Source organism: Halorientalis sp. (assembly GCF_028275115.1).
Taxonomy (GTDB): domain Archaea; phylum Halobacteriota; class Halobacteria; order Halobacteriales; family Haloarculaceae; genus Halorientalis.
In genome coordinates this window covers 23,077-35,148 of sequence record NZ_JAQCNH010000054.1, presented here as the reverse complement: position 1 = coordinate 35,148, position 12,072 = coordinate 23,077, and the positions used below count along the sequence as shown (strand labels likewise).

The window sequence follows — 12,072 nt, the reverse complement described above, 5'->3', positions numbered from 1 at the left end:
GGGCGGAAATTCATGTCAGCTATTGCATTCCAGGCCGGGATCCAGTTTGAAGCTACCAAAGTCTGTTATCTTCACGTCCACTCTGGGAAACTGTTCGGGCGAGTGTATGCAGACCTCCCACGGAGTGCCACGACGCTCTATGATTTTAGCTGAATTGAGGCGCTAAGCCCCCTTCCTCAGCGAGCGCCGACCGAACGAGAGGCGCGAGCAGGGAGGGGATACAGCGCCGCACGGTTCTCATACACTCTACGGTTGCAGGCCCACAGGCCCACGTAGTCGTAACGTTTTTGCAGTAGGGTAGCACAGTATTGATTGAACCCAATGGAATACGACCTCGACTCGGGAGCGCACTCGACGTTTTCCTTGCACTACCACCTGATACTCACCACGAAGTATCGGCGCGGAGTGCTAACCGAGGAGCGAACCCAATTCATTCATCAGGTCATCAGCGGGTTCACGGACAACTACGGTGTCGAACTGACGAACCTCGACGGCGAGGACGACCACGTACACATCCTCTTCCGAGCGAAGCCAACCACAGACCTCGTGAAGTTCATCAACACGGCCAAGGGCGCGACCGCCCGCCGTATCCGCAACGAGTACGCGGACGAACTGAAGACCGAACTGTGGGGCGACTCGTTCTGGAACGATTCGTATTGCCTCATCTCGACGGGGCAGGTGTCGCTGGATGTACTGAAACAGTACGTAGAGGACCAACGCGAGTAGAAGGTAGTTCACTTCGGTGAGTACGTCGAAGAGCCGATTGCTGAGAGAGTCCTAAACTCGTCTCCGGCGCTCTTCGGCCGGATTGAGTTCCGGTGGACCTCTGGTGACGTGACGAAGGCGAGGTCGTCACGGGCCACTATGTCCGTGACGGCGGACGCCCGGAAACACGACTCGATATAAACCACGAGGGGCAAATTGTCTCTGGAGTCACCACGCGACAGCAAAACGAAATCCTCCGCGTGGTCGGCGGTGACGCACTCCTGAAACTGGGAGAGGCATGCACCACCCTCGATAATCGTGCCGACCAGACGGGTCCAGTGGCGCTGACCAGGGAATCCGGCGGCCCGCCGCACGCCGCGCGGAGACCACGTGGCACGCGGTTCGAGCTGTACACGTTTCTCGACCTGATCGATACGGGCTACCGTGGCGTCCGCACTCCGCTGGTTCGTTATTCTGCCGCTCCCGGGGTAGCTGCAACAACTGACGAGTAAATATTTCTGATCGATACTGCGGTGTCGAAACGGCTTCATGTGCCAGAATAAACCGTTTACCGCTCGAGTACCCGTGCGATTGACTCGTGATGGCCCAGTTGCCAGCGTTCAACACGGTAATAATTTTTGTATAAGACAAATATCAAAAAGGACTGGGGGGAACGACTTTTATTTCGTGGATGCGATTGCGGTTGTATGGCGGAGTACGATGAGATGCTCTGGCGGGAGAACGCAGTGAATCGGGTGCTGTCGCTGCGGGCGGCGGTACTGTCCGACCAACCGACGGAGACAGTCGGACTGGACGCCGTCGCGGGCCGGGTGACCGCCGAGTCGATAACCGCGAACCGGGACGTGCCGGACAGCGACTACGCAACGATGGATGGGTACGCTCTCGACGCGGCCGACGGGTACCCTCTGACGGTGGTCTCGGACGAAACGTTCCCCGAAGACGAGGGGGCAGCCCTCGACGTGGGGGAGGCAGTCCGCATCGCGACCGGTGCGCCCCTGCCCGAGCGGGCCAACGCCGTGCTGAAACGCGAGGAGGCGAGCGTCGAGGACGGCGAGTTGACGGGGCCGGCGCTGGAGCCAGGCACGGACGTCTACGAGCGCGGGAGCAACGTCGCTCGCGGCGAGGAACTGTTCACGACTGGCGAGTTGCTCTCGCCGAAAGACAGCATCCTCCTGGGTGACCTGCACCACGAGGACGTACGGGTTCGCGAGCGGTTCTCGACGGCGGTCCTCGCCACCGGAACCGAGATACACGAGGGTGAGCGTCAGGACCTCGACTCAAACATGCTCACGGGCCTCGTCCGGGCCTGGGGGCACGAGGCGACCGACGAGGGGTCGGTGCCCGACGAGTCCGACCGGGTCCGCGACCGGCTGGCCGGTCTCGTCGCGGAGTACGACGTGGTCCTCACGTCCGGTGGAACGAGCGTCGGTAAAAAAGACTACGTCGTCCGTGCACTCGCCGACCTCGGCGAGGTGCTGTTCCATCAGGTTCGCGTTCGGCCGGGTAAACCCGTCGCCGTCGCACAGTCCGACGAGGGGGTCTTTTTTGCTATCCCTGGGAAGCCGGTGGGCGCACACACGGTTGCGAGTACGGTCGCCCGACCCTTTTTTACCGGCTCCGGGTTGCTCCCGACGGAGGCCGCGACGGTCACCGCGGACGTGGAGCTCGGCCCCGAGGGCTTCGAGTACGCGATTCCCGTCGTTCGCGACGGCAGGAAGGCCGTCCCGCTGGGCCACATCAGCTCCGAACTCCCCGTCTACGAGACGACGTTCGACCCGAGCGTGCTCTCCTCGAGCACTCGCGTCACCCGTGCCGACGGGCTGGTACTCACGAGGTCGGCGTTGTCGGCCGGTGAAACCGTGTCGGTTGTCCCGTACCCCGTACTCGAATGAGCGACGACAGGCTCCCGGTGCTCTCGCCGCCTGCGGAGAGGACGGACGAAACCACGGTTCGAGGCGTAGTGCTCGCCGCCGGTTTGAGTTCGCGCTTCGGCGAGCAGAACAAACTCCTCGAATCGGTCGACGGGAGGCCGGTGGTCTGGCAGGCCACCGAGCCGCTTCTCGCGGTCGGGCTGGCGACGACCGTCATCCTCGGTCACGAGGCCGACCGCGTGCGGGAGGCGCTCGCCAACCTCGACGTCGCGTTCCGGACGAACGAGGCGTACGAGGACGGCCAGAGTACGTCGGTCCGGGAGGGGGTCCGCGCGGCCGCCGAGGCCGACGCCGTCCTCGTCGCACTCGGCGACATGCCGGGGGTGTCACCGGTGACCGTGCGAGCGCTGGTGGCGACTTACGAGCAGACCGGCCGGTCCGCGCTCGCGGCTGCCCACGAGGGAACCCGCGGGAACCCGGTGCTGTTCGACCGCCGGCACTTCGAGGCACTGACCGACCGGACCGGCGACGTCGGCGGACGGGCGGTCCTGCTGGGAGCCGGGGACGGTGCGCTCGTGGAGACGGGCGACCCCGGCGTCCTGCGGGACGTCGATAAGCCGGGGGACCTCGCGAACGAGCGGCGTGAGGAAAGGTAGGAGGAGTCAGGAGGCGTCGCTCTCGCGGAGCCACTCACGGATGCGGTCGGGTGTCGCGGGCACCTGGTCGGCGACGACGTCGAACGGCTCCAGCGCGCGGTTGATAGCAGTGGTGATGGCAGGGGGACCGTCTATCATCCCGCCCTCACCAGTTCCTTTCGCGCCAGTCGCGGTGAACGGCGACGGCGTCTCCGTATGTTCCATCTCTATCTCTGGGACGTTCTTCGTCGAGGGGAGCAGATAGTCGAACAGTGTGACGGCCTGGGGCTGGCCGGAGTCGTCGTAGGCGAACTCCTCCATCAGCGCCGCGCCGATCCCCTGGGCGATCCCGCCGTGGGCCTGACCCTCGACGATGGTGGGATTGAGCTGCGTGCCACAGTCCCGCAACGTGTAGAACTTCAGAATCTCCACCTCGCCGGTCCGGATGTCCACCTCGACGATCGGGGCGTTGGCGGCGAAGGCTGCCGTCGGGTAGACGGGGTACTTGTTGGTGAACGCCTCCTCATACTCCTCGTTCTCGTAGACGGGGTGCTGGTAGTCGTAGGCGGCTCGGGTGAGTTGCTCGTCGGCGTCGCGCTCGGTGTCCAGCCCCGCGAGGTCCACGAGCGAGAGACGGGCCTCGCCGTCGGCACGCTCGACACTGCCGTCCTGATAGGTCACGTCGCTCTCGGCCACGTCCCAGTGTTCTGCGGCCAACTGTTCGAGGTTGGCAATAAACTCGTCGGCGAGGCCGTCGGCGGCCCCCGAAAGCATCACTGCCATCCGTGATGCAGCGCTGCCGTACTCGGTCGGAGCTTCGACGCTGTCGAGATAGTCCACGTCGATGTCGGTCGGGAGGAGGCCGAGTTCGTCGGACATGAGCTGTTTGACGATGGTCTGGTGGCCCTGGCCCGAGGAGTCCGCCGCGAGGTAGACCAGCAGACGACCGTCGTCAAGCAGTTCACACCGGAGATGTTCGGGCAGTTCCTCGACGTCGTCCATCTCGCGGTCCGAAAGCGAGTCGCGGTCCGAACGCTGCCGGTCGGTCCAGTCCGCGCCGCTGACCCCGGGTTCGACGTGGACGGTGTAGCTAACGCCGCGGTACTTCCCCTCCTCGCGGCGCTGTTCGACGATGTCGGGGTCGAGAAGGCCGTCCTCGACCTGCTCCTCCTCCTGGACGAGCTCCTTGATACGGGTGAGCGCGGCCGGGAAGTCCCCGGAGTCGTACATGTTCTTCGTGGGGAGCTTGTACGGCATCTGCTCCGGTTGGATGAGGTTGTGCTGGCGGAACTCGTATGGGTCCATCCCGAGTTCGCGGGCGGCCTCGTCGACGGCCATCTCCAGCGCGTAGAGGTGCTGTGGGACGCCAAACCCGCGGTATGCGGTCTGTGAGGTCTTATTCGTCAGAACGAGTTCGTAGTTGTACCGGAGGTGGTCGATGTGGTAGGCGTTGGTGACGTTGGTCAGCGGCTTCAGGGCCTGGTTGACGGGATACCGGGGGTAGGCACCGAAGTCGTCGGTGAAGTTCACGTCTATCCCGCGGATGGTACCGTCGTCGTCGAACGCCAGCCGGAAGAGGTACTCCCGGTCAGAGGAGTGCATGTCGCCGCCCTGAAGATTCTCGATGCGGTCCTCGACGTACTTGACGGGGGTTCCGCCGAGTTGCTGGCTGGCTATCGCCGCCAGCGTACAGTAGCGGTGGATGGCGATCTTCGTTCCGTAACTGCCGCCCACGTCCGGCGGGACGTTCAGCGCCACGTCGTCGGGGTCGTACCCCAGGGGCTCATAAATAGTGTCGTCGACGAGCGTGTGGAGCTGGATGTTGCAGTCGATCTCGAAGCTGTCGGTCTCGTCGTCGTACTCGGCGACGGCACCGGCCGTTTCGAGCGGGACCCCCGAGATTCGCCCCCAAGAGTACTGATTCTCGACGACGTTGTCGGCCTGCTCGAAGGCCTGCTCGACCTCGCCGAAGTGCATATTCTCGCTGTCGGGGACGTTCGTTCCGAGTTCCTCGTGGAGGACCGTCTCGTCTTGCCGGGCGTCGATAGGGTCAACGACCGCCTCCTTGGTCTCGTACTCCACGTCGATGAGGTCGATGAGGTCCTCGACCACGTAGCGGTCGGCAGCGACGACCAGCGCGACCGGTTCCCCGACGAAGTGGACGGTGTCCTTCGCGAGCGCCCACTCGGAGATGCCGTTCAACCCGCACGGCATCGGGTTGTACTCCGCGGCGATGTCCTCGCCGGTTAGCACGAGGGCGCAGTCCGGGTGAGCCTCGGCGGCGCTCGTGTCGATGTCGACGATGTCGGCGTGAGCGTGAGTCGCCCGCAACAGCCCCATGCTTTGGGAGTTCTCGGGAGCGATGTCGTGGACGTACTCGGCACGACCCGTGAGGATGCGGTGGTCCTCAACGCGATTCAAGCCCTTGCCGACGAAGCCCTCCTCGTCGGCGTCCTCCGCGGCGTCACTCGCGGCGGGGGCGTCGGACCGCGACATCAGTCGTCACCCCCCACTTCCGGGGCCGCCGTGTCGTCTTCCGCGCCGCCCATCTTCTCGGCGGCTCGATCGACGGCCTCGTAGATATTTTGATAGCCGGTACACCGACAGATGTTCGAGGAGAGGTGTTCTTTCGCCTGTTCGCGGGACGGGGCGGGCTCCTTCTTGAGGAGGTCGTAGGTCGACATGACGAAGCCGCTGGTACAGAAACCACACTGGAGGGCGTGAGCCTCGTGGAAGGCCTCCTGGACCGGGTGGAGGGAGCCGTCCTCGCTCAGGCCCTCGACGGTCAGTATCTCGGCGCTGTCGGTCTGGACGGCGTACATCATGCAACTCTTGACGAGGTCGCCGTCCACACTGACCGTGCAGGCACCACAGACCCCATGTTCACAGCCCACACGGACGCCGTTGAGGCCGACGTAGTTCCGGAGGAAATCCGAGAGTTTGAGTCGTGGCTCGACCGCCTCCGTTACCGGCTCGCCGTTTATGTTCATTGAGACCTCCTGTGTCGGACGTTCCCCGATGGGCTCACCGTTATCGGAACTCATGTTTCGTAACAAATATTAATGAGTGCGAGTCGATATAAATCTGTTCCCGGCACGGAGAAACCACAGGCGGGTCGCGGGTGTGGCCGACGGGTGTTCGTGGTCGGAGATGGACCAAGCGGTGGCGGGTTCAGCGATCGCGTGGTCGTGGGACTGTCGGAACACGCGTCCGGTGAAGTCCCGGGCGAGTTCGCGCTTGTGTGTCTCGTCGGCGTGGATCTCACCCCGTGGCCTGACCTCGTCGTAGGCAAGGTCACCCGCGGCCTTCAGCGACTCCTCGGAGAGTGGTTCACCCTCGATTTCGGCCTCGACGGCTTCGATACGCAGCGGTACGTCGGCGGCGTTTGCGTAACCGACCCTGACCTCCTCGCGTCCGGTCTTCATCTAGACGACAAAGCAGTCCGCGGCATCGACAGTTCGGGTACCGTCGACGGAACTGAGTTCGAGTGCACCGTCCATCGCCACCAGCACGCAGGGGTAGTTGCCGGCGGGGTTGGCCTCGCCGACACTCCTGCCGAGGGTGCCACGGTTGTGAACGACCGGCCCGGATATCTGCTCGGCGGAGGCCGGCAGGACGGGGAGTTCCTCGGCCAGCACCGACGAGGTCTCGATGTCGCGGTGGCGGGCCATCGCTCCCACCTCGACGTGTTCGTCGTCAGCCTCGATGTAGTCGGGTTCCGTGATTCCGTTCAGGTCGATGCTGTGTTCGGGGTTCGCCAACCGATTCGACATCACGATGCTCAACGACTGGTTGCCTGCCATCAGTTCCGCCTCGGCAGGTCCGCAAACAACTCCGTCACCTCCGCGACGCTCTCCGGCCGGTGGTAGTCGAACGGAGAGGGTTTCATCGGCGGCCACCTCAGCCCCAGCGGAACGGGAGAGCGAGCGACTCGTGTGTTGTTTGTCGCACGCAGACGACAGTAACTGCCCCAATAACTTTCACTCCGGCCCGGAGCCGTCCGCTCGCGGGTGGATAGGTCCCTTCCGGTCGCGGAGCCGTCCGCCGGCCCGGCCGTTGCTCACTGCCAGAACCTCACTCACGACGCTGAACGCAATTTCGACTGGCTCGCCGCCGCCGAGGTCCAACCCGACCGGCGTCGACACTCTGTCGAGTTCCGCCTCGGTGAGGGTGACACCGTCGGCCGCCAGCGACTCACGCAGTTCCTCGAAGCGTTCGCGGGGCCCCATCAGCCCGACGTAGGGGACCGCGGTCTCACGCAGTAGCGCCTCGACGGCCAGCCGATCGTCCAGCAGGTTGTGCGACATTACGACCGCGGAGGTGTGTTCGTCGTGAGCCACGTGGTCGGCGACCGCGGTCGGGTGGCCGGTGGTGACGGTGTCGGCCGCGGGCACCGACGACTCGTCGACCGCCCCGCGCCCGGAGTGGACGTGGACGGAGAAGCCGACCTGACTCGCCAGCCGTGCGACCGGCGGCAGGTCGTTCTGCCCGCCGAAGAGCAGCAACTCGGGGGTGGGCGCGAGGCCGTCAACTAGCACCCGCGTCCCGCCGGTCTCGACCAGCCGGGTCCGGCCGGTGCCCCGAATCGCCTCGACGGCATCCTCGGTGGCGTCGAGTACCTCGGCGGGGAGCTCGGGTCGGTCGGCGATGCTCTCCCGGCGGCCGTCGACGACGACGGTGCGGCTCCCGACCGTGACCGAGTCAGCTTCGACGGCAGTCAGGAGCGTGACCGAGTCGCCGTCACCGAGGGCCGCAAGCGGGCGGTCCCAGCCCGTGTCCAGCGGTTCGACGAACAGGTCGATGACGCCGTTACAGCCGAGTCCGAGCCCCCAACTGTCGTCGTCGTCTTCCACAAGGTCGAACGTCTCGAGTCGGGACCGGCCGGTGTCGATGACCTCGCGGGCGATGTCGAGGACAGCGTCCTCCAGACAGCCAGCGGTGACCGCGCCGTAGTTGCCGCCGTCGGCCGGGGCCAGCAACTTCGCACCTGGCCGGCGGTACGCGGACCCGTCGACGGCCGCGACAGTGGCGACTGCCGCCGGGCGGCCGACCTCGCGCAGCTGCCGCATCCCCGCGCGGAGGTGCTTCTGGGTGACACTCCAGGGGTCATCGGTCCCCACGTTCGGTTCGTTCATTAGTATATGTACATGTGAACACGCCACACTCTTATTTCCACCCGTACGACTCAGTCAGTCTGGTCCGGGTCGCCGAACGCCCCCGCCTCGCGGAGTCGCTCCAGGTACTCGTGGTCGTAGCCGAGTTCTCCGAACACCTCGTCGGTGTGTTCGCCGAGCTCCGGAGGGGCGCTATCGAACCCCGAGCGGGCGCCGTCGAAGTTCAGCGGATGCTCGATGACGGGAATCTCGCGGTCGCCGTCCTCGATGTGGTCTACCATCTCTCGAGCTTCGGTCTGTTCGTTCGAGAGGGCTTCTTCGACGCTCTGGACCGGTCCAGCGGGTATACCAGCCTCGACCAGTGTCTCCATCCACTCCTCGGTGGTCCGCTCGGCGAGTGTCGCCGACAGCGCCTCCTCGAGTGCGTCCATGTGCTCGACGCGGTCGGCGTTGGTCTCGAAGCGGTCGTCGGCGGCGAGGTCGGGACGGTCGATGGCCTCACAGAGGTCCCGCCAGAGCTTCTGGTTCAGGCAGGCGACGTTGATGTGGCCGTCGGCTGTCGGGAGGGTCTGGTAGGGGGCAAGTACCGGGTCTTTGGTACCCATCCGCTCGGGTGACTCGTCGGCGAACACTTTCCCAGCCTGCTTGGTGAGCCAGGGGAGCGCGGCGTCCAGCATCCCGAGTTCGACGTACTCGCCCTCGCCAGTGTGCTCGCGACGGTACAGCGCCCCCACGATGCCGAAGGCGGCCCACATCCCCGTGATGAGGTCGGTCTGTGGCAGACCCACCTTCACCGGCCTGCCGTCGCCCTCGCCAGTGACGGACATGATGCCGCTCAACCCCTGCACGAGCAGGTCGTACCCCGGCCGCTCGCTCCAGGGGCCGGTGTTGCCGAACGCGGAGATGTCGCAGTACACTATGCTGTCGTTGTGAGCCGTGAGGTCCTCGTAGGCGATGTCGAGGCGGTCGGCGGTCCCGGGTCGGAAGTTCTGAATCACCACGTCGGCGGCCTCGACGAGGTCGTAGAAGGCTTCCCTACCGGCGTCGCTCTTGAGGTCGAGTTCGACGCTTCGCTTGTCGTAGTTGACCGTCCAGTAGTACGGTGATTCACCGTCGACGAACGGCGGGCCGGAGTGACGGATGTCATCGCCCACGCCAGGGCGTTCGATTTTGACGACGTCTGCGCCTTGATTAGCGAGCATTAGTGAGCAGAACCCTCCGGTGACGAACGTCGAGAGGTCGATGACCGACACGCCCTCTAAAATAGCCTCGTCTGTCATGTCTGTCACCATGCTGGCATCGGACAAGTATGTACCGGCTACACCGCGATCCGCCAGACGCCGACGACGCCGAGAACTGACACGGTCATGAGGCCGAAGCCGGCGGCGTACCCCGCGGTCGCGCTGAGTAGTCGGCCGACCAGCCAGGGATAGACGAGCGCGACTGCGTTGCCCACGACTGTCATCCCGACTAACAACACGCCGGCGTCGACGCCGACGCGCTCGAAGGCCAGACTGAACAGCGGTCCGAAGGGAAGGCCGAACCCCGCACCGGTTACAGCGAGTCCGACGCCGAGTACGACCGGCGCCCCCGTCGCCAGCGCGACCGCGACCGCACCGAGGGCGACGGCGAGGACGACCAGTCCGACTTCGACGGCCCGCCGCCGAGTAAAGACGGCGGTCAGGTAGCCGCTCCAGGTGCGCCCGACGAAGGTGGCAGCCGCGAAGCTGGTGAGCACGAGCGTCGCAGGTAGGAGCGGTTCGCGGGCGAGTACGTCCGTGTACCACGTCGACGCGACGATGAGCAACCCGTAGGAGGCGGCGTTGGCCAGCCCGAGCGCCAAGCTCCCGGGGTCACGGAAGGCCGCGACGTACGCCCACATCGACTGGCGACCGTTGGTCTCGACCGGTGCTAGCGACGGGGCGGCGACGGCCGCCAGCCCCACCGGGACCGCTGCGACCACCCCCGGGAGGAACGAGCCGAGCCGGTCGACCGCAACGGGTGTGACGGCGATACCGACCGCGAGGCCGAGCGTGAACAGTGCCCCGATCAGTCCCTGCGTGCGAGCGACCGCACCCTCAGCCGCACACAGACCGGCGTACTTCATCGCGGCCAGGAAGGTCGCGCCCATCCCGATACCGAGCAGCAACCGTCCGCCGAGTGCGACCGGCACGGCGAGCGCCCCTCCGAAGGCGGTCCCAGCGGCCCCGAGCGTGAGGCCGGCGGCAGCCATCGCGCGGACCGACCGGACCCGCGAGAGGACGTCGGTCGGCAGAACGACGACGGACTGCCCGAACAGAAACAGCGTCGCGCCCAGGCCCGCCACGCCGGGTGGGACCTCGCGTGCGACCAGCAGGGAGACGTATGTGCCGAAGCCACCAACGGCAAGCCCCATCCCGAACAGGCCGGTTCCGAGGACGGCAATAGCCCGCCGGGGGAAACTCACCGGCCACCCCCTCCCGACGCGAGGCGGCGGTCGCCGGCGCACCGGCTCGCCTGTCCCGTCCGCTCTCGCGTCATCGGGGGGTCAGAACCGTCGTCCCGAAAGTGTCGCCGGCCCGGAGTTCGCGGTGAGTCGCCGCCACGTCGTCGAACCCTATCTCCCGGCGGACGACTGGGCTGACGCGATTGTCCGCGAACAGTCGCGCCGCGCGGACGACCTGGTCGGGGGTGGCATAACGCGACCCTACGATACTCGTCTCCCGCACGACGAACTCCTTCAGTAGCGGGGCGAAAGAACGATCATGATGGGTCGTTAGCGTGACGACTTGGCCGCCCATTGCGAGCGTCTCCCACGCATCTTCGAGCGTTTCTACGTCCCCAACCGTGTCGACGGCGACGGTCGGCCCGTCAGTGTATGGGGTCACGTCCCGAACCTGTTCTGGGACGTCTTCGCGACTCGCGTCGACAGTCGTCACCGCCGGGCCGGTCACCTCCTCGATATGGGCCAGTCGCCGCTCGTTGACGTCGGCCGCGAGGACGTGGGCGCCGCGGTTCGCGGCCAGTTGCGAGAGGTGAATGCCGATGCGACCCGCGCCGCCGACGACGAGGACGGTGTCGTCGTCACCGACGCCGGTCCGCTCACAGACGTGCAACGGGGTCGCCAGTCCGTCGGCAGCCAGGGCGGCCGCCGGGAACCCGAGGTCGTCGGGGATCGGCACCGCGTTGGCCGCGGGAATCGTCGCGTACTCGGCGTATGCGCCGTCGCGGTCGACCCCGAGCCAGCCGCTAAAGTCGGTACATCGGTTGCGCTCGCCGCGCCGGCAGGCGTCACACGTCCCGCAGGTGAGATAAAAGTACGCCAGCACGCGGTCGCCGGCCTCGATACCCGTCACCTCGGCACCGACCGCGTCGACGACACCCGCGAACTCGTGCCCAGGAACCCGAGGCGTGAGCGCCGGGTCGTCGGAGAGCCCACCCTGGACAGCGTTTTCGACGGTTCTGGTGACGGCACACGCTCGGACCGCGACTCGAATCTCGCCCGACCCCGGTTCCGGTCGAGGTACCGACTCGATTGAGAGGTCGCCGCCCCACTCCGGGAGGACGACGGCTGTCATCTCACTCATATGTGAAGCAAACGTGGCCAGTGATAAATTCTGTTCGGTCACACAGCCCGCACACGAGGGTGCGCTGCGCGGTCAGTCCAAGTCAAACACCGGCGGTCGTCGCGGCGGGCGGCCGAGACGGCGTCGACATCTCCGGCGGCGGCTCGGAGGCGGCGGACGT

The 12,072-nt window shown here is 65.8% G+C and carries 12 protein-coding genes; 3 read left to right on the top strand and 9 right to left on the bottom strand.

The features are described 5' to 3' along the window. The first annotated feature begins 321 nt into the window (after positions 1 to 321). Entirely contained in the window at positions 322 to 726 is a 405-nt protein-coding gene (gene tnpA, locus Q0964_RS08105) for an IS200/IS605-like element ISHmu6 family transposase (protein ID WP_299265755.1), read from the top strand. Between the two features lie 8 nt (positions 727 to 734). Here the strand turns inward: tnpA and Q0964_RS08100 are convergent, their stop codons facing one another. Then, a complete protein-coding gene (locus tag Q0964_RS08100; protein ID WP_299265753.1) occupies positions 735 to 1,256 on the bottom strand; it encodes a hypothetical protein in 522 nt (173 codons plus the stop codon). Between the two features lie 156 nt (positions 1,257 to 1,412). On the opposite strand from Q0964_RS08100, the gene Q0964_RS08095 reads away from it, so the two are divergent. Beyond that, positions 1,413 to 2,618, top strand: a complete 1,206-nt coding sequence (locus Q0964_RS08095; RefSeq protein ID WP_299265750.1) for a molybdopterin molybdotransferase MoeA — start codon at positions 1,413 to 1,415, stop codon at positions 2,616 to 2,618. Continuing rightward, positions 2,615 to 3,253: a nucleotidyltransferase family protein gene (locus Q0964_RS08090; protein ID WP_299265747.1), complete on the top strand. Its 639-nt coding sequence runs from the start codon at positions 2,615 to 2,617 to the stop codon at positions 3,251 to 3,253. The genes Q0964_RS08095 and Q0964_RS08090 overlap by 4 nt, the downstream gene beginning before the upstream one ends. A 6-nt stretch (positions 3,254 to 3,259) precedes the next feature. Here Q0964_RS08090 and Q0964_RS08085 read toward each other — a convergent pair whose 3' ends face one another. The 8 genes from Q0964_RS08085 to Q0964_RS08050 form a co-directional block, all read right to left on the bottom strand. Beyond that, complete coding sequence (locus Q0964_RS08085; protein ID WP_299265744.1) at positions 3,260 to 5,728, bottom strand: xanthine dehydrogenase family protein molybdopterin-binding subunit; 2,469 nt, start codon at positions 5,726 to 5,728, stop codon at positions 3,260 to 3,262. Further along, positions 5,728 to 6,276: a (2Fe-2S)-binding protein gene (locus Q0964_RS08080; protein WP_349254447.1), complete on the bottom strand. Its 549-nt coding sequence runs from the start codon at positions 6,274 to 6,276 to the stop codon at positions 5,728 to 5,730. The genes Q0964_RS08085 and Q0964_RS08080 overlap by 1 nt, the downstream gene beginning before the upstream one ends. Before the next feature lie 15 nt (positions 6,277 to 6,291). Continuing rightward, entirely contained in the window at positions 6,292 to 6,657 is a 366-nt protein-coding gene (locus Q0964_RS08075; RefSeq protein ID WP_299265738.1) for an FAD binding domain-containing protein, read from the bottom strand. Next, on the bottom strand, positions 6,658 to 7,035 hold the full coding sequence (locus Q0964_RS08070) for an FAD binding domain-containing protein (protein ID WP_299265736.1): 378 nt from the start codon (positions 7,033 to 7,035) through the stop codon (positions 6,658 to 6,660). Positions 7,036 to 7,212: 177 nt separating this feature from the next. After that, positions 7,213 to 8,367, bottom strand: a complete 1,155-nt coding sequence (locus tag Q0964_RS08065; protein ID WP_299265733.1) for an XdhC family protein — start codon at positions 8,365 to 8,367, stop codon at positions 7,213 to 7,215. A 50-nt stretch (positions 8,368 to 8,417) separates the two neighbouring features. Beyond that, positions 8,418 to 9,626: a CaiB/BaiF CoA transferase family protein gene (locus tag Q0964_RS08060; RefSeq protein ID WP_299265731.1), complete on the bottom strand. Its 1,209-nt coding sequence runs from the start codon at positions 9,624 to 9,626 to the stop codon at positions 8,418 to 8,420. Between the two features lie 38 nt (positions 9,627 to 9,664). Continuing rightward, the gene (locus Q0964_RS08055) at positions 9,665 to 10,792 is read right to left on the bottom strand and encodes an MFS transporter (RefSeq protein WP_299265729.1); all 1,128 of its coding nucleotides are present in this window, start codon (positions 10,790 to 10,792) and stop codon (positions 9,665 to 9,667) included. Positions 10,793 to 10,862: 70 nt separating this feature from the next. Further along, positions 10,863 to 11,912, bottom strand: a complete 1,050-nt coding sequence (locus Q0964_RS08050) for an alcohol dehydrogenase catalytic domain-containing protein (protein ID WP_299265727.1) — start codon at positions 11,910 to 11,912, stop codon at positions 10,863 to 10,865. Positions 11,913 to 12,072: the final 160 nt, after the last annotated feature.